The sequence below is a fragment of the Tersicoccus phoenicis genome (genome assembly GCF_001968835.1).
Taxonomy (GTDB): domain Bacteria; phylum Actinomycetota; class Actinomycetes; order Actinomycetales; family Micrococcaceae; genus Tersicoccus; species Tersicoccus phoenicis.
This window is the reverse complement of the sequence record NZ_MRDE01000064.1, coordinates 46,928-69,897: the sequence shown is the minus strand read 5'-3', so window position 1 is coordinate 69,897 and position 22,970 is coordinate 46,928. Positions and strand designations below refer to the sequence as shown.

Annotated in this window: 19 protein-coding genes and 1 pseudogene; 12 read left to right on the top strand and 8 right to left on the bottom strand. The window is 71.3% G+C overall.

Annotated features, from left to right (window positions below; all coding sequences use genetic code 11):
- Positions 1-2: 2 nt before the first annotated feature.
- Positions 3-665, bottom strand: a complete 663-nt coding sequence (locus BKD30_RS09460; protein WP_076704231.1) for a DoxX family protein — start codon at positions 663-665, stop codon at positions 3-5.
- A gap of 159 nt (positions 666-824) precedes the next feature.
- On the opposite strand from BKD30_RS09460, the gene BKD30_RS09455 reads away from it, so the two are divergent.
- Both BKD30_RS09455 and rsrA read left to right on the top strand, forming a co-directional pair.
- A complete protein-coding gene (locus BKD30_RS09455; RefSeq protein ID WP_076704230.1) occupies positions 825-1,547 on the top strand; it encodes a sigma-70 family RNA polymerase sigma factor in 723 nt (240 codons plus the stop codon).
- A complete protein-coding gene (gene rsrA, locus BKD30_RS09450; RefSeq protein WP_076704228.1) occupies positions 1,540-1,803 on the top strand; it encodes a mycothiol system anti-sigma-R factor in 264 nt (87 codons plus the stop codon). Before BKD30_RS09455 ends, rsrA begins: the two co-directional genes overlap by 8 nt.
- 97 nt (positions 1,804-1,900) lie before the next feature.
- Here the strand turns inward: rsrA and BKD30_RS17100 are convergent, their stop codons facing one another.
- The 3 genes from BKD30_RS17100 to BKD30_RS09440 all read right to left on the bottom strand — a co-directional run bounded on the left by BKD30_RS17100 (position 1,901) and on the right by BKD30_RS09440 (position 6,475).
- Positions 1,901-1,975 (bottom strand): 50S ribosomal protein bL37, encoded by a 75-nt coding sequence (locus BKD30_RS17100; RefSeq protein ID WP_369299106.1) that lies wholly within the window; start codon positions 1,973-1,975, stop codon positions 1,901-1,903.
- 73 nt (positions 1,976-2,048) lie between these two features.
- Positions 2,049-2,651, bottom strand: a complete 603-nt coding sequence (locus BKD30_RS09445; protein ID WP_076704227.1) for a GDSL-type esterase/lipase family protein — start codon at positions 2,649-2,651, stop codon at positions 2,049-2,051.
- Between the two features lie 8 nt (positions 2,652-2,659).
- Complete coding sequence (locus BKD30_RS09440) at positions 2,660-6,475, bottom strand: multifunctional oxoglutarate decarboxylase/oxoglutarate dehydrogenase thiamine pyrophosphate-binding subunit/dihydrolipoyllysine-residue succinyltransferase subunit (protein ID WP_076704225.1); 3,816 nt, start codon at positions 6,473-6,475, stop codon at positions 2,660-2,662.
- A gap of 274 nt (positions 6,476-6,749) precedes the next feature.
- On the opposite strand from BKD30_RS09440, the gene guaB1 reads away from it, so the two are divergent.
- Entirely contained in the window at positions 6,750-8,222 is a 1,473-nt protein-coding gene (gene guaB1 / locus BKD30_RS09435; RefSeq protein WP_076704224.1) for a GMP reductase, read from the top strand.
- A gap of 52 nt (positions 8,223-8,274) precedes the next feature.
- Here guaB1 and BKD30_RS09430 read toward each other — a convergent pair whose 3' ends face one another.
- Both BKD30_RS09430 and BKD30_RS09425 read right to left on the bottom strand, forming a co-directional pair.
- Positions 8,275-9,762: an HNH endonuclease signature motif containing protein gene (locus BKD30_RS09430; RefSeq protein WP_076704222.1), complete on the bottom strand. Its 1,488-nt coding sequence runs from the start codon at positions 9,760-9,762 to the stop codon at positions 8,275-8,277.
- 53 nt (positions 9,763-9,815) lie between these two features.
- On the bottom strand, positions 9,816-10,346 hold the full coding sequence (locus tag BKD30_RS09425; RefSeq protein WP_076704221.1) for an aldo/keto reductase: 531 nt from the start codon (positions 10,344-10,346) through the stop codon (positions 9,816-9,818).
- A 318-nt stretch (positions 10,347-10,664) separates the two neighbouring features.
- Between BKD30_RS09425 and BKD30_RS09420 the strand changes: the two genes are divergently transcribed.
- From BKD30_RS09420 to BKD30_RS09400, 5 genes are all read left to right on the top strand, one after another.
- Positions 10,665-12,038, top strand: a complete 1,374-nt coding sequence (locus BKD30_RS09420) for a hemolysin family protein (RefSeq protein ID WP_076704219.1) — start codon at positions 10,665-10,667, stop codon at positions 12,036-12,038.
- Positions 12,035-13,090, top strand: coding sequence for a hemolysin family protein (locus BKD30_RS09415; RefSeq protein ID WP_076704218.1), 1,056 nt, complete (start codon positions 12,035-12,037; stop codon positions 13,088-13,090). The genes BKD30_RS09420 and BKD30_RS09415 overlap by 4 nt, the downstream gene beginning before the upstream one ends.
- Before the next feature lie 114 nt (positions 13,091-13,204).
- Positions 13,205-14,131: a metal ABC transporter solute-binding protein, Zn/Mn family gene (locus tag BKD30_RS09410; RefSeq protein WP_235861588.1), complete on the top strand. Its 927-nt coding sequence runs from the start codon at positions 13,205-13,207 to the stop codon at positions 14,129-14,131.
- Positions 14,128-14,940 (top strand): metal ABC transporter ATP-binding protein, encoded by an 813-nt coding sequence (locus BKD30_RS09405; RefSeq protein WP_076704215.1) that lies wholly within the window; start codon positions 14,128-14,130, stop codon positions 14,938-14,940. The genes BKD30_RS09410 and BKD30_RS09405 overlap by 4 nt, the downstream gene beginning before the upstream one ends.
- A 1-nt stretch (position 14,941) precedes the next feature.
- Positions 14,942-15,865 (top strand): metal ABC transporter permease, encoded by a 924-nt coding sequence (locus BKD30_RS09400; protein WP_076704213.1) that lies wholly within the window; start codon positions 14,942-14,944, stop codon positions 15,863-15,865.
- Here BKD30_RS09400 and BKD30_RS09395 read toward each other — a convergent pair.
- Positions 15,798-16,241 (bottom strand): annotated as a pseudogene (locus BKD30_RS09395) (Fur family transcriptional regulator); the annotation flags it as partial. The gene BKD30_RS09400 and the pseudogene BKD30_RS09395 sit on opposite strands and share 68 nt — an antisense overlap.
- A 102-nt stretch (positions 16,242-16,343) precedes the next feature.
- Between BKD30_RS09395 and BKD30_RS09390 the strand changes: the two are divergent.
- The 4 genes from BKD30_RS09390 (at position 16,344) to BKD30_RS09375 (ending at position 18,872) form a co-directional block, all read left to right on the top strand.
- The gene (locus BKD30_RS09390) at positions 16,344-17,003 is read left to right on the top strand and encodes an MBL fold metallo-hydrolase (protein WP_076704210.1); all 660 of its coding nucleotides are present in this window, start codon (positions 16,344-16,346) and stop codon (positions 17,001-17,003) included.
- Positions 17,004-17,007: 4 nt separating this feature from the next.
- Positions 17,008-18,057: a magnesium transporter CorA family protein gene (locus tag BKD30_RS09385; protein WP_083956219.1), complete on the top strand. Its 1,050-nt coding sequence runs from the start codon at positions 17,008-17,010 to the stop codon at positions 18,055-18,057.
- The gene (locus BKD30_RS09380) at positions 18,054-18,305 is read left to right on the top strand and encodes a hypothetical protein (RefSeq protein ID WP_076704208.1); all 252 of its coding nucleotides are present in this window, start codon (positions 18,054-18,056) and stop codon (positions 18,303-18,305) included. Before BKD30_RS09385 ends, BKD30_RS09380 begins: the two co-directional genes overlap by 4 nt.
- Positions 18,306-18,368: 63 nt before the next feature.
- On the top strand, positions 18,369-18,872 hold the full coding sequence (locus tag BKD30_RS09375) for an HIT family protein (RefSeq protein ID WP_083956217.1): 504 nt from the start codon (positions 18,369-18,371) through the stop codon (positions 18,870-18,872).
- A gap of 122 nt (positions 18,873-18,994) precedes the next feature.
- Here the strand turns inward: BKD30_RS09375 and hrpA are convergent, their stop codons facing one another.
- Complete coding sequence (gene hrpA / locus BKD30_RS09370) at positions 18,995-22,960, bottom strand: ATP-dependent RNA helicase HrpA (RefSeq protein WP_076704207.1); 3,966 nt, start codon at positions 22,958-22,960, stop codon at positions 18,995-18,997.
- Positions 22,961-22,970: the final 10 nt, after the last annotated feature.

The window sequence follows — 22,970 nt, the reverse complement described above, 5'->3', positions numbered from 1 at the left end:
GGTCAGAGGATGCCGGCAGCCTTGAGCTGCTTCTCCGCCTTCTTCTGCCACTCGGCCTTGTTCGAGCCGCTCTTCGCGGCCTTCTTCGCGGCGGCCTCGCGGGCCTGCTCGGCGTTCCGCTTCAGGTTCTTGGTCGCGTCCGCGGCCTTCTTCCTGGCGTCCGTCGCCTTCTTCTGCACCGCCTTGCGGGTCTCGGACCGGTTCGCGGAGCGCCGCGCCTCGGCCGCCGCGTGCTCGGCCCGCCACGCCAGGGACGGCTTGCCGTTCCGGTCGACCGCCGCCAGGGCGGCGCCCCCGGCCAGGCCGATGTTCGTCAGCAGCTGCGTGCGGCGGGCGGTCTTCTGCTCGGCGGTGTCCGCGGGCGCCTGAGCGTACTCCGCCCACGCGGTGATCGCCTGGGTACCCACCAGTACCGTCGAGGCGAGCCGGCTGAGCTTGCCGATGGCCAGCAGGGCACCGGCGCCGGTCTGCACACCGCCGAGCACCTTGGCCACCGTGACCTCGTCGCGGGTGTACTGGGCCACCTGCGGAGCCACCGAGCGGAGGCCGCCGAGAACCGGCTGCAGGGCGGGAGCCTGGCTGGCCGCGTTCTTGACCCGGTCGATGCCGGAGAGGACGAAGGTGCCGGCGAGGGCGGGGCGGGCGAAGAAACGAACGAGCGTCATGATCTGCCTCCAGGGGTGGTCGGTGCCTGCCAGTCTTCCATCTATTCCCGGCTCCGCCCACCCGATCCGGGGAATAAGCCCGGTGAGCGTCATGGTTGGCATGATCGGAAGGCGCACCAGGAACGAGGTACGTCAGCGACGGACCCGGAAGGAGGGGCCATGCCGGTGCTCGAGGCGACGCCAGTAGACTGGGCGACGATGACTTCAGCACCGCACACACCCCGACCGGCGGCGCGCACCGCCGAGAGCGACGCGCCGACCGACTCACCCGACGTCGACGTCGCCAGCGAATCGGCGGACGAGCGCCGGACCCGGTTCGAACGGGACGCGCTCCGCTACGTCGACCAGCTGTATTCGGCCGCGCTGCGCATGGCCCGGAATCCCGCCGACGCCGAGGACCTGGTGCAGGAGGCGTACGCGAAGGCCTTCTCCGCTTTCCACCAGTACAAGCCGGGCACCAATCTCAAGGCCTGGCTGTACCGGATCCTGACCAACACGTACATCAACCTCTACCGCAAGCGGCAACGCGAACCGCAGCAGTCCCAGTCGGAGAACATCGAGGACTGGCAGATCGCCCGCGCCGAGTCCCACACGTCGACCGGTCTGCGATCGGCCGAGGTCGAGGCCCTCGACCACCTGCCGGACACCGACGTCAAACGGGCCCTGCAGGAGATCCCGGAGGACTTCCGGCTGGCCGTGTACCTCTCCGACGTCGAGGGATTCGCGTACAAGGAGATCTCCGAGATCATGGGCACACCCATCGGCACGGTCATGTCCCGGCTGCACCGGGGCCGGAGGTTGTTGCGAGAGAAGCTCTCCGACTACGCCGTGGACCGCGGCATGCGGGTGAGCAGCACCACCAAGGAGAAACGACATGAGTGAGGAAGACTGCACGGCCCTCGGGGGCTGCACGGACGCCCGGATCGAGCGGCTCTACGAGTACCTCGACGGTGCGCTGCCGCGTGAGGACATCGCCGAGATCAAGGCGCACCTCGATCACTGCCCCGAGTGCGTCCAGGAGGAGGAGGTCGAGCGGGTGATCCGCACCGTGGTGCGGCGCAGTTGCGCGGAGACCGCCCCGGAGACGCTCAAGGCCACGATCATCAGCCGGATCACCGCCGTCCGCGTCTCCCGCTGACCGTCCGTACACGACACAGCCCGCACACGAGGAGGGCCCCGGACGTGATCGTCCGGGGCCCTCCTCGCGCGTCGATGAGGCCGTGTCGCCTCACGGCTCAGGTGTTCGGCCGCTTGCCGTGGTTGGCTCCACCGCGCTTGCGGTCGCGGCGCTTACGTGCCCGCTTGCTCATCACTGCCTCCTTCGCCGTCGAGAATCGATTCCGGTCCATTCTTCCACGACCGGTGCCACGCTCCGGACCGCCGTCAGGCGGGCGCGGGCAGTCGCATCCACTCGTACCAGCCCCGGTGCAGCACCAGCCAGGCGAGCAGTCCGTAGCCGGCCTGCCCCGGCCGGCCGTCGTTCGCGGCCAGGTCGGCTCGCCACTGCTCGTGATGCTGCAGCGGCGTGAACGTGTCCACGTACGTGTGCCGACGCCGGGTGGTCACGTCCGCGAACGCGGCGGACAGGTCCGCCAGCCGCCGGTTCCGCACCGGGTCGAGACCCGGGGGCGGCCCGACGACGATCACCGGGATGCCCTGCTGGGAGGCGCCGTCGATGATGTTCGCCAGGTTCAGCCGGCTGCGGGCGCTGGAGACCTCCACGTCCAGGTCGTGCGCCGCCAGCCCGATGACGAGGCGGTTCTCCGCGCCGTCCTCGAACCGGCGACCGACCTCGTCCTGCCAGCGGCCGGCCAGCGCCTCGGTGCCCTCCTGCGGGGCGGCCAGGGTGTAGGCGGCCAGGTCGACGTCGTCCGTGGGCGTGCGGGCCAGCACCCGACCGAACCAGCCCAGCGCCCGCGGGTCGCCGACCCCGGCCAGCAGCTCGTCGCCGACCGCGCTGATGCGTACGGTGCGTTGTTCGAACACGGCAGCGATCAGTTCTCGGCGAAGGCCGAGGAGACGAGCCGCTGCAGCTCGACGGCGTGGCGCTTGGCCGAACCGGTGGCCGGGGAGGCCGACGCGGGACGGGACACCAACCGCACGGGGCGGTCCAGCTCGGGCACCAGGTTCAGCCCCATGAACGGCCACGGACCCTGGTTCGCCGGTTCGTCCTGCGCCCACACCAGCTCCGCGTTCGGGTAGGTCGCCAGCTCGGCGCGCACCTCCGCCAGCGGCAGTGGGTAGAGCCGCTCGACCCGGACGATCGCGGTGTCGGTGATCTCGTGCTTGTCCCGGTGCGCGGCCAGGTCGTAGTACAGCCGGCCCGACACGAGGATGACGCGCTTGACGTCCTCCGCCCGCAGCCCCGCCTGATCGCCGATCACCGGCCGGAAGGTGCCCTGCGTGAAGTCCTCGACCGGGGACGCCGCCGCCCGCAGCCGGAGCAACTGCTTCGGCGTGAACACGATCAGCGGCCGGCGCGGCTTGCTGAACGCGTGCCGCCGCAGCAGGTGGAAGTGCGAGGCCGGGGTGGTCGGGTTGGCGACCGTCATGTTGTCCTCGGCGCACATGGTCAGGTACCGCTCGATCCGGGCGGAGGAGTGATCCGGACCCTGACCCTCGTACCCGTGGGGGAGCAGCAGGGCGAGCGAGGAGCGCTGCCCCCACTTCTGCTCGGCCGAGGAGATGAACTCGTCGATGATGGTCTGCGCGCCGTTGGCGAAGTCGCCGAACTGGGCCTCCCACAGGACGAGGGCGTCCGGCCGCTCCACCGAGTAGCCGTACTCGAAGCCCATGGCCGCGTACTCGCTCAGCAGCGAGTCGTAGATCCACAGCTTCGCCTGGTCCTCGGTCAGGTGCGTCAGCGGGGTCCACTCGTCACCGGTGACCCGGTCGTGGAAAACCGCGTGCCGCTGCACGAACGTGCCGCGCCGGGAGTCCTGGCCGGCGAGCCGGACCGGGACGCCCTCCATCAGCAGCGAACCGAGCGCGGCGAGTTCGCCGAAACCCCAGTCGATGCCGCCCTCGCGGGACATCTGTTCCCGCTTCTCCAGCAGCGCCTTGAGCTTCGGGTGCACCGTGAACCCCTCGGGGATGTCCAGGTGCGCCTGCCCGATCCGGGCCAGCCGCTCGGCGCTGATGGCCGTCGAGTCCGGCACGGTGATGCCGCCGTCGTCCTGCTGCTGCGCGGTGGGCCGTTCCAGGTCGGAGACGGCTTCGCTGTCGCCGGTGATGACGGGCATCGGGGAGGTCTGCGCGGCGTGGGTCTCGGAGAACACCCGCTCCAGTCGTTCCTGGTAGTCCTTCAGCGCCCGGTCCGCCTCCTCCTGGCTGATGTCACCGCGGCCCACCAGGGCCTCGGTGTACAGCTTGCGGGTGGAGCGCTTGTGCTCGATCAGCGTGTACATCATCGGCTGCGTCATCGACGGGTCGTCGCCCTCGTTGTGACCACGCCGCCGGTAGGAGATCATGTCGATCACGACGTCCTTGTGGAAGCGCTGCCGGTACGCGTACGCCAGCTGGGCGACGCGCACCACGGACTCCGGGTCGTCCCCGTTGACGTGGAAGATCGGCGCCTGCACCATCCGGGCGACGTCGGTCGAGTAGACCGAGGACCGTCCCGACGACGGCGCCGTGGTGAAACCCACCTGGTTGTTGACGATGACGTGGATGGTGCCGCCGGTGCGGTAGCCGCGCAACTGCGAGAGGTTCAGCGTCTCCGCGACCACGCCCTGGCCGGCGAACGCCGCGTCCCCGTGCACCTGGACGGCGAGCACCGGGAAGGAGGAGGGCCCGTCCGCGCCCTGGTCCAGCCGGTCCTGCTTGGCCCGGACGATGCCCTCGACGACGGAGTCGACGGCCTCCAGGTGTGACGGGTTCGCCGCCAGGTAGACCCGGGTCCGGTTCCCTCGCTCCGAGACGTAGGAACCCTCGGTGCCCAGGTGGTACTTGACGTCGCCGGAGCCCTGCACGGACTTCGGGTCGACGGTGCCCTCGAACTCGCGGAACACCTGCGCGTACGTCTTGCCGGCGATGTTGGTCAGCACGTTGAGCCGGCCGCGGTGCGCCATGCCGATGGCAACCTCGTCCAGCCCGTCGTCCGCCGCACCTTCCATCACGGCGTCGAGCAACGGGATCAGGGACTCGCTGCCCTCCAGGGAGAACCGCTTCTGCCCGACGAACTTGGTCTGCAGGAAGGTCTCGAACGCCTCCGCCGCGTTGAGCTTGGCGAGGATGTGCAGCTGCTCCTCGCGGTCCGGCTTCTTGTACGGGTGCTCCAGCCGATCCTGGAACCACTCGCGCTCGGTGGGCGACTGGATGTGCATGTACTCGATGCCGACGTTGCGGCAGTACGCGTCCCGGAGCACCCCGAGGATGTCCCGCAGCGCCAGCTTGGGCTTGTCGCCGAAACCGCCGGTCGGCCACTCCCGGTCCAGGTCCCACAGGGTCAGCCCGTGGGTGCGGATGTCCAGGTCCGGGTGCTTGCGCTGGACGTACTCGAGCGGGTTGATGTCGGCCATCAGGTGGCCGCGGACCCGGTAGGCGTGGATCAACTGCTGGATCCGGGCGACCTTGTTGATCTGTTCCAACGGGTCGACCTGCACGTCCTGCGCCCAGCGGACCGGTTCGTAGGGGATCCGGAGGACCTCGAAGATGTGGTCGAAGAAACCCTGCTCACCGAGGAGCAACTGGTGCACCAGGCGGAGGAACTCGCCGCTGCCGGCGCCCTGGATCACCCGGTGGTCGTAGGTGGACGTCAGCGTGATGATCTTGCTGATCGCGTGCTTGGCCAGGATCTTCTCGCTCGAGCCCTGGTACCCGGCCGGGTACTCGAGGGCGCCGACGCCGACGATGCAGGCCTGGCCGGCGGACAGCCGCGGCACCGAGTGCACGGTGCCGATGCCGCCCGGGTTGGTCAGCGAGACCGTGGTCCCGCTGTAGTCGTCCATGGTCAGCTTGTTCTCGCGCGCCCGCTTGACCAGGTCCTCGTAGGCCGTCCAGAACTCGACGAAATTCATCGTCTCGGCCTTCTTGATGTTCGGCACCACGAGCGTGCGGGTGCCGTCGGGCCGCGGCAGATCGATGGCGATGCCGAAGTTGACGTGCGCCGGCTGGACCGCGGTCGGCTTGCCGTCGACCACCTCGTACCGCACGTTCTGGGACGGGAAAGCGGCCAGCGCCCGCACGACGGCGAACCCGATCAGGTGCGTGAAGGAGACCTTGCCGCCCTGCGCCCGGCGCAGGTGGTTGTTGATCACGATCCGGTTGTCCACCAGCAGCTTCGCCGGCACGGCCCGGACGGTGGTGGCCGTGGGTACGCTCAGGCTGGCGTCCATGTTCGCGGCCACGGCCTTGGCGACGCCCTTGAGGACGGTCCGGGTGTCCTCCTCGGTGCGCTTCTCCCGGTCGTTCGCCGGTAGCTGTGCCGGGATCGGGGTGCGGATCCGGGGGCTGTTCGTGCCGGGTTCGGCGATCGAGGTCGGCTTCACGCCCAGGGCGCCGCCGCCCGGCCCGGCGGGCCGGGAACCCTTCGCGTCGGCGTCCGGGTCGGCCGGGTTGGTGGCCGGACCCTCGTCGGTGACGTCAGCACCGGTGCTGCGGGACTTCCGGGGGGTCCTGTCCTGCACAGCGCCGTTGCCCGCGGTCCCCGAGCGGCTGGTGGTCGCGTCGGCGTCGAACGAGTCGAAGATCGGCCACCATTTCTGGTCGACCGCGTTCCGGTCCTTCGTGAACTGTTCGTACAGTTCGTCGACGAGCCACTCGTTACCCGCGAACTCCTCGGGGATGCGCTGGTGTGGTTGGTGTGGCAATGAATTCGCCTCTTCCGTCTGAGCTGCCCGATCCACCGTCGTCCCGGCCGCACAGACGCTCACGCGCTCCGCACCGGACGTCCGAGGTCGGCACGTCGTCCGGCCGCGCGTGGTCGCGCCTGGGCAGCGAAGACCAGTGACCAGTCTAGTGATGATCGCGGGAGGGTGGCGAATCACCACGGTGCCGGTGACTCGGAGGGCGGGTTGCCGCATCGGGACGGCGGACGGTATCGTTGCTTGGTTTGCCGTCCGATCCCTGGCAGGAGAGCCGACCATGAAGTTCCTCACCGAGCCCACGACCGACCTGACCTACGCGGATGTGTTCATGGTCCCGTCGGCCTCCGACGTGGCCTCCCGGCTGGACGTCGACCTGGCCACCGACGACGGCACCGGCACCACCATCCCCATCGTCGTGGCGAACATGACCGCCGTGACCGGTCGGCGCATGGTGGAGACGGTGGCCCGTCGTGGCGCTCTCGGCGTGCTGCCCCAGGACGTGCCGCTGCCGGTGATCGCCGAGGTGACCGGCTGGGTGAAGGGCCGGCACACCGTGTTCGAGACCCCGGTCCGGCTGGGTCCGGGTGACACCGTCGTCGATGCGCTGCACCTGATCGGCAAGCGCGCCCACGGGTACGTCGTGGTCGCCGACGAGTCGGGCCGTGTGCTGGGCGTCGCGGGGGAGTCCGACCTGGCCGGGGTGGACCGCTTCGCCTCGCTGGGGGCCGTGCTGCGCACCTCGCCCACCGTCGACGCCGCCGAACTGGACGCCGCGGACCTGGCGTCCGACCCGGACCGGGCGGAGACCGCCCTGCGGCACGCATTCGAGGTGCTCAACGCCACCGCGTCGGGGTTCGCGCCCGTGGTGCGGGACGGCGTGCTCGCCGGCGCCCTGACCCGCACCGGTGTGCTCCGTTCCGGCCTCTACCGTCCCGCTGTCGACGCGGAGGGACGGTTGCGGGTCGCGGCCGCGGTCGGCATCAACGGCGACGTGGCCGCCAAGACCCGCGGCCTGCTCGACGCCGGGGTGGACACGCTCGTCGTCGACACCGCGCACGGGCACCAGCGCCGGATGATCGAGGCGCTGCGCACGGTCCGTTCCCTCGCCCCGCACGTGCCCGTGGTGGCGGGCAACGTGGTCAGCGCCGGCGGGGTGCGCGATCTGGTGGACGCCGGCGCCGACATCGTCAAGGTCGGGGTGGGCCCCGGTGCCATGTGCACCACCCGGATGATGACGGCCGTGGGCCGGCCCCAGTTCAGCGCGGTGCTCGAGTGCGCGGACGCGGCCCGGGCGCTGGGCCGGCACGTGTGGGCCGACGGCGGGGTGCGCTACCCCCGCGACGTCGCGCTCGCGCTCGCCGCCGGGGCCAGTCAGGTGATGATCGGCTCCTGGTTCGCCGGAACCCACGAGAGCCCCGGCGACCTGCAGCAGGGCGCGGACGGCCGACTGTACAAGGAGAGCTTCGGCATGGCCTCGGCCCGCGCGGTGCAGAACCGCACCCAGCGGGAGGAGGCGTTCGAGCGGGCCCGCAAGGGACTGTTCGAGGAGGGCATCTCCAGCTCGCGGATGTTCCTGGATCCGGCCCGCCCCGGGGTGCAGGACCTGCTCGACGGGATCACCTCCGGGGTGCGCAGCTCCATGACCTACGCGGGGGCGCGCACCCTGACCGAGTTCCGGCAGCGCGCCGTCGTGGGCATCCAGTCGGCCGCCGGGTACGAGGAGGGCCGCCCGCTCGCGCAGAGCTGGTGAGCCGCCGGTCAGCGCTGCTGGTCATCGAGGCGCGGGTCAGAGGGTTGCCCGGTCAGAAGGGCGGCGGGTCGGCCAGCACGACGGACGGCGGCGGCTCGGGCTCACTGGTGTAGCGGCGCCCACCCGGCGACACCCACGTGATGCTGGTCGCGGCTGTGCCGGTGTCCGTTCCGGTCGTGCCCGGTCCGTGCAGCATCCGCCAGGCGGTGCGGTGCTTGCGTAGGTGGTGGGTTCGACACAGGGGCAGCAGATTCTCCGCATCGGTGGTGCCGCCCTGCCGGTGGGGAACCCGGTGATCGAGGTCGCAGGTGTCGGCCCGGGCGCGGCATCCCGGGAACCGGCAGTTGGCGGTCTGCTGGGCCAGCGCACGGCGCAGGGCGGCCGGGATGCGGTACTGGCGCGGGTCGATCGAGACGATGCCGCCGTCGGCCGGGTCGGTCACGATCCGGGTGAAGCTGGTGGCGGCCGCGGCCAGCTGCCGGGCCTGGTCGGCGGGAATCCGACCGAATCCCGCGAGCCAGCCCGGCTCCGGTCCGCCCAGCATGGTGCCGACTGGAACGGTGACCGCCAGCACCGGTCGGGCCAGCCATCCGGTTCCCGGCAGTGACGGCCGGCCGGCGGGCCCAGCGACGGGTCGGTCGACGGATCCAGTGGCGGTTGCGGCGGGCGAGCCGGGCCGGGAGAGCGACTCCGGATCGGTGAGCAGATCGACCAGGGCGTCCGCGCGGCGCTGTTCCATGGTCCGGCGCTCGTCCGGGGCGTCACGAGCCTCGCGAGCGAGGGCCGTGAGCGTGGCCTCGATCAGGGCGGCCGACTCGGCGGCGAGGTAGCCGCCCAGCCAGGCCATCGCATCGCCGGCGGGCCGGATCCACACCCGGCGATCGTCGTGGCACCGCCGCCGGCGCGTGGCGAGGGACTCGGGGTGCAGGTCGTCCCGCAGCCGGCGGGCGCGGGCGGCTACCTGCGCGTCGGTGACGTCGCCCTCGGCGTACGCCACGATCCGCTCCTCGAACCGGGGGACCACCGTGGGCGGCAGTTCCCCCGCGACGTCGGTGATCACCGCCGCCGACCGGCAACTGATGCGCCCCGCTGCCAGGGCCGCCAGGGCTCGGGGCAGCGCGGAAGTGAGCACCGTGGACTGAGCGATCAGATCCTCGGCGGCGCGCTCGGTCAGCTTCAGCAGGCAGGCGAGCTCGCCGACGGCACTGGAATGGGCGAGGTCACGGACGAGCCGCGAGGGGAGGCTCGCGGAGGACTCCGGGTGGGTGGTGGCCCACCGTCGGTGTGCGTCCTCGGCGTGGTGCATCACCGTGGTGATCACGTGGGCTCGACGCGCCATCAACGCCCGTTCGGCCCGGGCGCAGTCGGCCAGCTCACCCAGGGCGGGGGCCAGAGCGTTCTCGTAGCGCGGCCAGTCGATGCCCCGGTCCATCCACTCCTGATCGGCGGCCGGGCCGGTGTCGGTATCCGCGTCGGGAGCCGGCCTGCAATCCAAGCCGCGCTCGGCGCTGCCCTCGCGTGGTGTGGTGAACTCTTCCATGCAGCAAGTCCACCACCCGCCTCCGACATTTCTGCTGTGCTACCACCCGTCCGTCAGCGGTCGATCATGCGTTGCATGGCCTCGGGGTAGCGGTCGCCCTGGACCTGCACGCTCGCGGACGCGGCGTCGAGCTCGGCGAGGTCGTCGGGCGTGAGTTCGAGCCGTACCGACCCGAGGTTCTCATCGAGGCGGTCGAGCCGCCTGGTACCCGGGATGGGCAGGATGGCGTCCTCGGGCTCGCGCCAAAACAAGGAGTACTCACTTTGCAGGGCAGTGACGGGTTGCACGGCGTGTGCCCGGCGGATGGTGGTGACGCCGGCCTCGGACAGCCCGAAGTGGCGGACCTTGCCGGCGTCGACCAGCTCCTTGACGGCGCCGGCGACGTCCTCGTTGTGGAAGGGGCCGTAGACCTCGGCCGTGTCGAACAGGGTCACGCCGCGGTCGACCGCGGCCCGCAGGAGCGTGATCATCTCGTCCCGCGGCGGGCGGGCGCCGAACGACTGGCTCATGCCCATACAGCCCAGTCCGAGTGGCGACACCGCGAGGTGCTGGGTGCCCAGAGTGCGTTCGTGAATCTCTTTCATGCGATCGCTCCTTCGGTAGCCGTTCGCTCGCTCTCATCCCCGCTCGTATTCGACGGTAGACCGATCGAGGACGTTCTGGGAGGGCCGGTCATGGCACCCTTCGAGTTTCTGCCGGTGTCCGGTGTCCACCCGTCCGGTAGACTCTTGGCCCATGAAGCGCCCTCAACGGGGGCCGGCCGCGCATCGCCGTGTGCGCAGAATCGTGAGGACATCGCCGGGTGCAGCTGACGCTGCCCCGGGGCGAAGTCGCTCCTCGCGGTCCGGCTCGCCCCGCACCGCATCCGCTCCCTGCTACGCGCCGACGCGGGCTGATGCCTGATGGAATGGCTGCTCCTTCTCGTCGGCTTCCTGCTCATCCTCGGCACCGGATTCTTCGTCGCCGTCGAGTTCTCGCTCGTGGCGCTCGACCAGCCCCAGGTGCAGCGTTCCGTCGACGCCGGTGAGCGGGGTGCCGAAGCGCTGCTGCAGTGTCTGAAGAGCCTGTCGACCCAGTTGTCCAGCTGCCAGCTCGGCATCACCCTGACCACCCTGCTGACCGGGTACGTGATGGAGCCGTCGCTCGCGGTGCTGCTCGAGGGGCCGTTGGGCGCCGTGGGCGTACCCGCGTCGCTGCAGTACGGCATCGCCCTGGTCGCGTCCATGATCATCGCCACCCTGTTCTCCATGCTGCTCGGTGAACTGGTGCCGAAGAACCTCGCCATCGCGCGTGCCCTACCGCTCGGCCGCGCGCTCGCCCGGCCCCAGTTGATGTTCACCGCGGTGGTCAAGCCCGCCGTCGTGGTGCTCAACGGCTTCGCCAACCGGGTCCTGCACCTGGTCGGGCTCGAGGCCAAGGAGGAACTCTCCGGTGCCCGCTCGCCCGAGGAGCTCTCCTCGATGGTGCAGCGCTCGGCCCAGCTCGGCACGCTCGACGCCGGCACCGCGACCTTCGTCTCCCGCACGCTCGGGTTCGCGAGCCAGACCGCGGCGGACGTGATGACCCCGCGGCCCCGGATGGCCGCCGTCGACGACGAGGCACCGGTCGCGGACGTCGTCGAACTCGCCCGCAGCACCGGGTACTCCCGGTTCCCCGTGCTGGGATCCTCGGTGGACGAGATCCGCGGCGTGGTGCACGTGAAGAAGGCGATCGGGGTGCCCGCGGAGCGGCGCGCCAACATCCCCGCCGCCGCGATCATGACCGACGTGCTGCGCGTGCCCGAGACCGTGCACCTGGATGCGCTGCTCGCTGAACTGCGCGACGGCAACCTCCAGCTCGCCGTCGTGCTCGACGAGTACGGGGGCACCGCCGGCGTCGTCACGCTGGAGGACCTGGTCGAGGAGATCGTCGGCGAGGTCTCCGACGAGCACGACCGGGTCAAGCCCGGCGTGCTGCAGAGCGCGGCGGGGGACTGGTACTTCCCCGGGCTGATGCGCCCGGACGAGGTCAGTGAACAGATCCCCGGCCTGACGGTGCCCGACGAATCCGGGTACGAGACGGTCGGCGGGTACGTGATGGCCGAGCTCGGTCGCATCCCCGTCGCCGGGGACACCGTGGACGTGGGGTCCGGCACCTTGACGGTCGAACGGATGGACGGCCGCCGGATCGACCGGATCCGGTTCACCGACCGGCCCGCGGACCCGGGAGAAGGCACCCCTGCCGCCGGTGGATCGCACGGCGCCACGGCCGTCGAGAGGGGAGGGGAGGTCCGATGAGCTACTGGTGGGGCATCGTCTGGCTCGTCATCCTGCTGATCAGCAACGCCTTCTTCGTGGGCGCCGAGTTCGCGATCATGTCCGCCCGGCGCAGCCAGATCGAACCACTGGCCCAGACCGGGCACCGGCGAGCGCGAACCACGCTGTGGGCGATGGAGAACGTCTCGCTCATGCTCGCCTGCGCCCAGCTGGGCATCACCGTATCTTCCCTGCTGATCCTGCAGGTCGCCGAGCCGTCGATCGAACACCTGATCGCGGGTCCGCTCGAATCCGTGGGCCTCTCGTACGACGTCGCCGTCGTGATCGGTTTCAGCGCCGCGCTGCTGATCGTCACGTTCCTGCACGTGACGCTGGGTGAGATGGTGCCGAAGAACATCTCCGTCTCCGTCGCGGACCGAGCGGCCCTGGTGCTGGCCCCACCGCTGGTGTTCGTCGGCCGCTTGGTCAAACCCGTCATCGAGGCGCTGAACTGGACCGCCAACCACATCGTCCGGCTGCTCCGCGTCGAACCCAAGGACGAGGTCACCTCCACGTTCACGCTCGACGAGTTGTCCTCCATCGTGGAGGAGTCCACCCGCACCGGTCTGGTCGACGACGACGCCGGGATCATCTCCGGCGCCCTCGAGTTCTCCGATCACCTGGCCCGGGACACCATGGTCCCGGTCGACGACCTCGTCACCATCGGGGTCGGGGCGACGCCGGAGGAGTTCGAGCGCACCGTGAGCCGGACCGGGTTCTCCCGGTTCGTGTTCGTCGACGATACGGGCAACCTGACCGGCTATCTGCATCTGAAGGACGTGCTCGGCATCGACCCGGCCGCTCACCAGCGGCCGATCCCCGAGTCGCGGGTGCGGACCCTGGTCAACCTCGCCCCGGACGAGGAGGTGGAGGACGCGCTGGCGCTGATGCAGCGCACCGGCTCGCACCTGGCGCGCGTGATCGACGGCAGCGGACGGACGCTCGGTGTCCTGTTCCTCGAGGACATCATCGAGCAGCTCGTCGGCGAGATCCGGGACGCGAGCCAGAGCCAGGACTCCCGCCGGCTGGGATGACCTTTCGGTACCCGCCGACGCGCAGATGCGAATCGTTCGCGACAGGGGTTACGATGACGGTGTCGCTTCCTGCGAATCGTTGTCATCTGCTCACGTCGTCCACCGAGGTCTTCCGTGCCCCGTGCCTTCCGTTCGATCGCCGCCCTCCTCGCCACCGTGCTGGTGCTCCCGCTGGCCGCGTGCAGCGAGGACGGTGGTAGCCGCGCAACGGGTCGCAACGCCGCCGCGGACGGGCGCCTCCGCGTCGTGGCCTCCACCAACGTGTACGTGGACATCGCCGCGGCCGTCGGCGGGGACGCCGTGGATGCCACCCCTTTGATCAGCCGGCCGGATCAGGACCCGCACGCGTACGAGGCGACGGTGCGGGACCGGCTGAACGTCTCGAAGGCGGACCTCGTGATCGTCAACGGCGGCGGATACGACCCGTTCATGTCGGCCCTGATCCAGGCGGACCGCGTCGGTGGGGCGGTGATCGACGCCGTAGCCGTATCCGGGCGCCCGGCGAACGAACACGTCTGGTACAGCCTGGCCGCGATGGTCGCGCTGGTCCCGGTCATCAAGGACGAGCTTGCCGCCCGGCGCCCGGCCGACGCGCAGGCGTTCGCCGCGAACGCGTCCGCCCTGACGGGCAAGCTCTCGGCCCTCGAGCGCCGTCTCGCGACGCTGAAGAACACCGCCCCGGCGGACGGTACGGGCCGTGACGTCGTCGTCACCGAACCGGTGCCGCTCTACCTGCTCGCCGATGCCGGACTGCGCGACGTGACGCCGCCGTCGTTCGCCCACGCCGTCGAGGCCGGGGGGAGCGTCTCCCCGGCCGACCTGAAGAGCGTGCGCGACCTGCTGGCGCAGCGGCGGGTCGCCTTCCTCGCGTACAACCCGCAGACGGAGACCGCCCAGACGCGGTCCCTGGCGTCCGCCGCGGCCGACGCCGGGGTGCCGGTGGTCGATTTCGCCGAGACTCTGCCGGTGGGCACCCGCTACGCCGACTGGATGTCCGCGAACGTCTCCGCCGTCGAGTCGGCGCTGCGGGCATCGCGGTGAATCCGGCTGCACGCCTCGCCGGCGCCACCGTCGCGTTCGGCGGCCGGCGCGTCCTCGACGGTCTGGACGTGACCGTCGAGCCCGGTGAGTTCCTGGCCGTGCTCGGCCCCAACGGCTCGGGCAAGACCACCCTGCTGCGGACGCTGCTCGGCCTGCAACGCCTCGACGCGGGCAGCGTCACCGTGGACGGTCGGGACCCGGGCCGCGCCGCCGCCCGGACGGGCTACATCCCGCAGCAGCGCCCCTTCGCCCCCTACACCCCGCTGCGGGCCCGCGATCTCGTCGGGCTCGGGCTGGATGGCACCCGGCTCGGCCCGCGCCGGCACCGGCGGGAGCACGCCCGGCTGGTCGACGAGCTGCTGGACCGGGTCGGTGCCCGCGACTACGCCGACGCCCCCGTCGGCGCACTCTCCGGTGGTGAACAGCAGCGGTTGCGGGTGGCGCAGGCCCTCGCCACCCGGCCCCGGCTGCTGCTGTGCGACGAGCCCCTGCTGTCCCTGGATCTGAAGCACCAGCAGGCGGTCGCCGACCTGATCGACCGGCAGCGGACCGAGCACGGCACCGCCGTCGTCGTCGTCACCCACGAGATCAACCCGATACTCGAGCACGTGGACCGGGTGCTGTACCTGGTCGGCGGCCGGTTCCGGCTGGGCACCCCGGACGAGGTGCTGCGCACCGAGGTGCTCTCGGACATGTACGGGTCCCGGGTCGAGGTGTTCGAAACCGGCGGTCGACTCGTCGTCGTCGGCCTGCCGGACGCCACCACCCACCACCATCACGACCACAGCGACACCGGAGAGGGGCACTGACGTGGACGCCGACGCCGTGTGGGGCTCGATCATCAACTTCGCCGACTACGGGGAGCTGTTGCCCCTGGTCACCACGTCCCTCGTCGCCGCCGCGGTGCTCGGGTTGGTCGGTGGTCTGATCGGTGTGCTGGTGATGATGCGTGACCTCGCTTTCGCCGTCCACGGCATCGCGGAACTCTCGTTCGCGGGCGCGGCCTTCGCCCTGCTGATCGGGGTCGACGTCGTGGCCGGCTCCCTCGTCGGCTCGGTGTCCGCCGCGGTCGTGCTCGGGGTGATGGGTGTGCGCGCGCGGGATCGCAATTCCACCATCGGGGTGCTGATGCCCTTCGGACTGGGCCTGGGCATCCTGTTCCTGTCCCTCTACCAGGGACGGTCCGCCAACAAGTTCGGGCTGCTGACCGGTCAGATCGTCGCGGTCGACGAGGTACAGCTGCAGTGGCTGGTGATCGTCGCCGCGATCGTGCTGCTCGGCCTGGCCGTGCTGTGGCGTCCCCTCGTCTTCGCCAGCGCGGACCCGGACATGGCCGCCGCACGCGGGCTGCCCGTCGGTGCGCTGTCCGTCGCGTTCATGGTGCTGCTCGGCCTGGCGGTGGCGCTGTCCATCCAGGTGGTAGGGGCCCTGCTGGTGCTCTCCCTGTTGATCACGCCCGCGGCCGCGGCCCTGCGGGTGACGTCGACACCGTGGCTGGTGGCCGCGCTCAGCGTCGGGTTCGGCGTGACCGCCGCGGTCGGCGGAATCCTGCTCGCCCTCGGCGGGTCGATCCCGATCAGCCCCTACGTGACGACGACCTCGTTCCTCATCTACCTGATCTGCCGGGTGACGGGGGCGGCACGGGAGCGCCGGGGCGGCCGGACGGTGCGGAGCGGGCGGTCGAGCAGCGCGGGCAGAGCCCGTACACCTCGACCGTATGCTCCACGTCCGTGAACCCGTGCTCGACGGCGACCCGCTCGGCCCACGCCTCGATCGCCGGCGCCTGCACCTCGACGGCTTTCCCGCAGACGCGGCAGACCAGGTGGTGATGGTGCCCGGGCGCCTCGCAGCGCCGGTACACGGCTTCCCCGTCTGCGCCGCGCAGCACGTCCACCCGGCCGTCGTCGGCCATGGCCTGCAGCACTCGGTACGTGGTCGCCAGCGAGACCCGTTCGCCGGCATCGGTCAGGATGCGGTGCAACTCCTGGGTGCTGACGAAGTCGTCCAGGTCGTCCAGGGCGCGCGAGACCGCGCTGCGCTGCCGGGTGTTCCGCTCGGGGGCCCGCGGGGCCGAGGAAGCCGCGGCCGGTGATGACGATCGGCTCGACACGGGTGAATGCCTCCTGCGGCGGGGAACTGCTCCGACGAGCCTAGCAGCGGGATTCCTGCTGCCTCTCGGCGTCCCGGCCCCGGCGCTGACTACGCTGGGGCCATGCAGCTGACGAAATACACCCATTCCTGCGTCCGGATCGAGGACCACGGCGCGGTACTGGTGATCGATCCGGGCTCGTTCTCCGAGGTGGATACCGCGCTCGAGGGAGCCGATGCCGTCCTGATCACCCACGAGCACCCCGACCACGTCGTCCCGGAGCAGCTGCTCGCCGCGCTGACCGCCGCGCCGAACCTGACCGTGCACGCGCCCGAATCCGTCGCGGCGACCCTGCGGGCCGACGCCGACCCGGCGGTCCGGGGCAGGATCGTCACCGCCGACTCCGGCACCACGGTCACCGTGGCCGGCTTCTCGGTGCGCACGGTCGGCGGTCAGCACGCCCTGATCCACCCGCGCATCCCGATGGTCGCCAACCTCGGCTACGTCATCGACGAGAACGTGTACCACCCGGGGGACAGTTTCATCGTCCCGGACGGCGTCGCCGTGCGGACGCTGCTCGTTCCCCTGCACGCGCCGTGGTCGAAGACCGCGGAGGTGATCGATTTCGCCATCGCCGTCCGGGCCCCGCGAGCGTTCCCGATCCACGACGCGCTGCTCACCGAGACGGGCCGCACCATGGCCGAGAGCCATCTGCGCACCCATGCCGGGGCCCACGGGGTCGCGGTCGAGCACCTGGATCCCGGTCAGCGCGTCGAGGTCTGAGCCGATGCTGCCGGTGCGGGTGTTCCGGGACGGCCGGCACGAGGACCGCCGCCTCGACGTCGACGGTATTGCCGAGCTGTCCCGGGATCGGGCCGTCTGCCTGTGGATCTGCCTGCCGGCGGGCCGCACCGAGGAGGTCGGGGCGCTGCTGCCCGCCCTCGAGGTGCATCAGCTGGCCGTCGAGGACGTCGTCACCGAGCACCAGCGCCCCAAGCTGGAGCACTACGCCGACCACCTCTTCCTCAACGCCTACGCGGTGCGGGTCGACGAGCGTGCTGGTCGGACCCCCGGGCTGGCGTTGACGGAGGTCTCCGCGGTGATCCGGCGCAACGTCCTGATCGTGCTGGCCGAGGACGAGGGATTCGACGCGGGCGACGTGCTCGACCGCGCCGACGAGGCGGAGGACCTGGCCGGTACCGGGGTCTGGCGCCTGGTGCACGCGCTGATCGACAGCCTGGTCGACGGTCAGCTGACTGCCGCGGAGCGGCTGGACGAGGCGGCGGACGGACTGGGCGACGACCTGTTCGCCGAGGACGACGGATCGGTGCGGACCGGTCTGCAGCGTGACGGTTTCGAGCTGCACAAGACGCTGGTCCGGCTGCGTCGGGTGCTGGTGCCGATGCGCGAGGTGACTGCCACCTTGCTCCGGCATGTGCACGAGGACGCGGCCGGTCGGGGCGGGGAGGAGAGCGCCGACGCACCGACCGCCGACGAACAGCGGCGGCAGGCTCTGATCGAGCTCGCCGCCTATCTCCAGGACGTCAACGACCACGTGCTGCGGGCGATCGACTGGACCGAGTCCGCCCGGGACATGGCCACTTCGGTGCTGCAGACCCACCTGACCATCCAGGGCAACACCCTCAACGTCGTGATGAAGAAGGTCACCAGCTGGGCCGCGATCATCGCGGTGCCGACCCTGATCACGGGCTTCTACGGCATGAATGTGCCCTTCCCCGGGTACGGCGCCGGGTGGGGCACGGTCGCGTCGCTGCTGTTGATCGTGGGTTGTTCGGGGGCACTGTGGTGGCAGTTCCGGCGACGGGGGTGGTTGTGAGCGCGAACCTGATCTCCGCGGCCGGCCTGGCTGACGCGCTGGCGGCGCCGCGCGCCGCCGGCCGGCGCGTCGTGCTCCTGGACGTGCGGTCGAAGCTCGGTGACCCCCACGGGTTCGACCACTACCGCGACGAGACGGAGCCGATCGACCCGAAGGCCGGGCACATCCCCGGCGCGCTCAGTGCCCGGTACGCGGCGACGGACCCCCCGGCGGCCACCGACGGCGCCGAGCCGGAATCCTTCGGCTGACTCACCGGGGAGTGCGCTCGCGCCCCGTGGCGCCGGTCGGCCGGGCGCCGGTAGCGTGCCGGTATGACCTTCGGACGACCCAAGCCCCCGCAACCCGGCACCCGGCTCACCGCGAGCGGCCAGCCCGCCGAGAAGGGTGAGCCGACCCTGTTCACCCGGATCATCGATGGGCGGGTCCCGGGCGACTTCGTCTGGAAGGATGACGCCGTCGTCGTCTTCCTCTCCATCGGCCCGCTCGCCGACGGGCATGCGCTGGTCGTCCCGCGGGCGGAGGTGGACGCCTGGACCGACCTGCCCGCGGACCTGCTGGCGCACGTCATGGAGGTCGCGCAGCTCGTGGGCAAGGCGCAGCTGCAGGCGTTCGACGGCGACCGGATCGGCGTCATCGTCGCCGGCTTCGAGGTCCCGCACACGCACGTGCACGTCTTCCCGGCGACGTCCGAGGCGCAGTTCGACTTCGCCAACGCCGCGAAGGACCCCGACCGGGACCGGCTGGCCGCCAACGGCCGGGCCCTGCGCGCCGCCCTCCGGGCAGCCGGCCACGAGGCGACCGTCCCGGCGGACTGAACTGCCGGCGACACCGTCGGGGTCAGGCGACGAGTGTGCGGACGATGGTGTCATTTGTGCGGCATGGGCGCGTTTTCCGTCCACTCGGCGCACGAGCAGAGCACCGTCCCGCCCCCCGGCCCTCAGCCGCTGGTGGCCGCCTTCAGCGCGGTCCGGACGCGTTTCTCGGACACGGAGTAAGCGGTGCCGAGCTCGACGGCGAACAGGCTGACCCGCAGCTCCTCGATCATCCAGCGCACGTGAGTGAGCGCCGCTGACGGCCTGGCCCCGGGTACCAGGGCCGCGACCGCGGCGTCGAGATCGTCCTCCAGGCCCTGCACCACCGCCATCCTCAGGCCGTCCCGCTGCACGGTCGTGGGCAGCTTCTCCAGCCGCCGGCTGATCGCCGTGAGGTACCGCGGGTAGTGCTGCAACTGTGCCCAACCCGTCGCCGCGACGAAGCCCGGATACACCAGGTGGTCCAGCTGAGCCTTGACGTCGTTCAGGGCGCCCACCAGCGCCAGCGACGTCGTCCCCTTCAACGAGCGCCGGATCTGTGCCGCCTCGGCGAGCACCCGCTCGACGAGCGCGGTGACGGCGAAGACCGTGTCGATCAACTCGGCGCGGACCTGCTCGTACAGCGCGTCGAAGGCGGCGCGGGTCCACGGCGGGTCCGCGGGCACCAGTCGGTCGACGGCCGCGAGGGTGCAGTCCTCGATCAGGGACGCCACCGACCCGTGCGGGTTCTGCGTGAAGGTCAGCTTCTCCCGGTTGGACAGGTGATCCAGCACGTACCGCTGCGGGGAGGGCACGCGCAGGGCCAGCAGCCGGATCACGCCGCGGCGGTGCGCCTGCACCGCCTCGTCCGCCTCGGTCAACGCCCGCAGCGCGACACTGCTGCCGTCGTCGACCAGCGCAGGATACCCGGTGACGGCGTGCCCGGCGACCGTCGTCGAGACCTCCCGGTCGATGGTCTCACCGGGCCACGCCGTCAGGCCGGTGTACTCGGCGAAAGCGGGCTCGGCGAAGGCGGGAGCCGCACCGGGGGAGACCGGTGCGGGGGAGGTGCCGCCGCGGCCGCGACCGGAACCGGGCTTCTGACCGCCGAGGGTGGCCGCGACGGCCTGCCGGGACGCGTCCGCCAGCCCCGCCTGCAGGCGCTCCAGGGAGGTGTCCTCGCCGAGCACCCGGCCGTTCTGGCCCACGACGACGAACCGGAGCCGCAGATGCGCCGGGATCGCGTCGACGTCGAACAGGGCGGGGTCGACGACGACGCCGCGCAGCCGGCGCAGCACGAGGGCGAGCGAGGGCAGCAGGTCGTCGGACGCCGGGTCGACGTCGGCGGTCAACGCGGCCACGGCGGCACGGGCGACGTCCGGGGCGGGAACGACGTTCTTGCGCACGGCCTTGGGCAGGGAGCGGATCAGCGCCGTCACCAGCTCGACCCGCAGGCCCGGGATCTGCCAGGCGAACGGGCCCGGGTCGAGCTGCTGCAGGAACAGGACCGGCACCCGGACGCTGACGCCGTCCTCGGCGGTGAGCTCGCGGGTGCGCTCGGCGGCGGGGTCGTAGGCGTAGCTCAGGGGCAGTTCGTGGCCCTGCTGCCGCCACACGGTGGGGAAGGCGTCGGTGTCCAGGTCCTCGGTGGCGGTCAGCACGAGGCCCCGGTCGAAGTCGAGCAGGTCGGGGTGCTCGTGCTTCTCCTGCTTCCACCAGGCGTCGAAATGCCGGCCGGAGACGACGGAGGCCGGCAGCCGCGCGTCGTAGAAGTCGACGAGCGTCTCGTCGTCGACCCGCAGGTCCCGGCGCCGCATCCGGGTCTGCAGATCCTCGACCGAGTCCAGCAGCGCCCGGTTGCGGCGGAAGAACGGGTGGTGGGTGCGCCAGTCGCCCTCCACCAGGGCGTGCCGGATGAACAGCTCCCGGGAGAACTCCGGATCGATCCGGCCGTAGTTCACCTGCCGGCGCGCGACGATCGGCAGCCCGTACAGGGTGACCTTCTCCCACGCCATCACGGCGGCGTTCTTCGACGACCAGTGCGGCTCCGAGTAGCTGCGCTTGATCAGGTGCGGGGCGAGGCCCTCCACCCACCGCGGGTCGATCCGGGCGTTGACCCGGGCCCACAGCCGGGACGTCTCGACCAGTTCCGCGCTCATCACCCAGTCCGGGTTCTTCCGGAACAGGGCGGAACCGGGGAAGATCGCGAACCGGGTGCCGCGGGCGCCGGTGTACTCGCGTTTGCGCTCGTCCCACAGCCCCACCTGGCTGAGCAGCCCGGCCAGCAGCGACTGGTGAATGGCGTCGTGCCCGGCGACGGCGTCGACGTCGCGGCCCGGGGCCAGGGTGATGCCGAGCGGCTTGGCGAGTTGCCGTAGCTGGGCGAACAGGTCCTGCCACTCCCGGATCCGCAGGTAATTGAGGTACTCGGCCCGGCACAGCCGGCGGAACGCGGTGCCGGAGAGTTCTCGCTGCTTGGCCTGGAGGTGGTTCCACAGCAGCAGGAAGCCGGTGAAGTCGCTGGTGGGGTCCACGAACCGGGCGTGCTGCTGTTTCGCCTGTGCCTCCTTGTCCGTGGGCCGCTCGCGGGGGTCCTGGATGGTCATCGCCGCGGCGAGGATCATCACCTCCTTGGCGCACCCGCGCTTCGAGGCCTCGACGATCATCCGGCCCAGCCGCGGATCGACGGGCAGCTGGGCGAGCTGCCGGCCGACCTCGGTCAGCCCGGAGCCGCGCGCGGGCTTCGCGGCGGAGCCGCGCGCGGGTGCGAGCGCCCCGAGTTCCCGGAGCAGGGTGACGCCGTCGTTGATCGCCCGCTCGGCCGGGGGCTCGACGAACGGAAACGCGGCGACCTCGCGCGGGCCCTCGGCGATGCCCATGGCGGCCATCTGCAGGATGACGGCGGCCAGGTTGGTGCGCAGGATCTCCGGGTCGGTGAACTCGCGGCGGCCCTCGAAGTCCTCCTCCGAGTACAGCCGGATGCAGATGCCGTCCGCGACGCGGCCGCACCGGCCCGCCCGCTGGTTCGCCGACGCCTGGGAGATCCGCTCGATCGGGAGCCGCTGCACCTTGGTGCGGACGCTGTACCGGGAGATACGCGCGGTGCCGGGGTCGATCACGTACCGGATGCCGGGCACGGTCAGCGACGTCTCGGCCACGTTCGTGGCGAGCACGATCCGTCGCCGGGGTCCCGGCGTGAACACCCGGTGCTGCTCGGCCAGGGACAGCCGGCCGAACAGGGGCAGCACCTCGGCGTCCGCGAGCCGCCGGTTGCCGGGCAGCCGGGCGCGCAGGGCCTCGGCCGCGTCGCGGATCTCCCGCTCCCCGGAGAAGAAGATGAGGATGTCGCCGGGCGCCTCGCGGGAGAGTTCGTCGACCGCGTCGCAGACGGCGTCCAGGGGGTCCCGGCCCTCCTGCTGGGGGCTGGTGTCGCCGTCGCCGCCGTCGCCGTCGTCGTCCTCCTCGGCCGGCTCGGTCAGCGGCCGGTAGCGGATCTCGACCGGGTAGGTGCGGCCGGAGACCTCGAGGATCGGCGCCGGCTCGGGCTCTCCGTTGCTGTCGCCGTCGCGCGGGGCCGGCGGCAGCGCGAAGTGCGCGGCGAAGCGCTCCGGGTCGATGGTGGCCGAGGTGATGATGACCTTCAGGTCCGGCCGGGTGGGCAGCAGCCGCTTGAGGTAGCCGAGCAGGAAGTCGATGTTCAGGCTGCGCTCGTGGGCCTCGTCGATGATGATGACGCTGTAGCGGCGCAGCTTCGGGTCGCTGCGGATCTGGGCGAGCAGGATGCCGTCCGTCATCAGCCGGATCCGGCTGTTCGGGCCGGTGACCGAGGTGAATCTCACCTGGTAGCCGACGGTCTCCCCGATGCTCTCGCCGAGCTCCTCGGCGATCCGCTCCGCCACGGTGCGGGCGGCGAGCCGGCGTGGCTGGGTGTGCGCGATGAGGCCGCGCTCGCCGAGGCCGAGTTCGAGGCACATCTTGGGGATCTGGGTGGTCTTGCCGGACCCGGTCTCCCCGGCGATGATCGTCACCTGGTTTCCGGCGACCGTGGCCATGATGTCCTCGCGCCGCGCGCTGACGGGCAGCGCGGGGGGATAGCTGATGGTAGCCGGCACGGTGACCCAG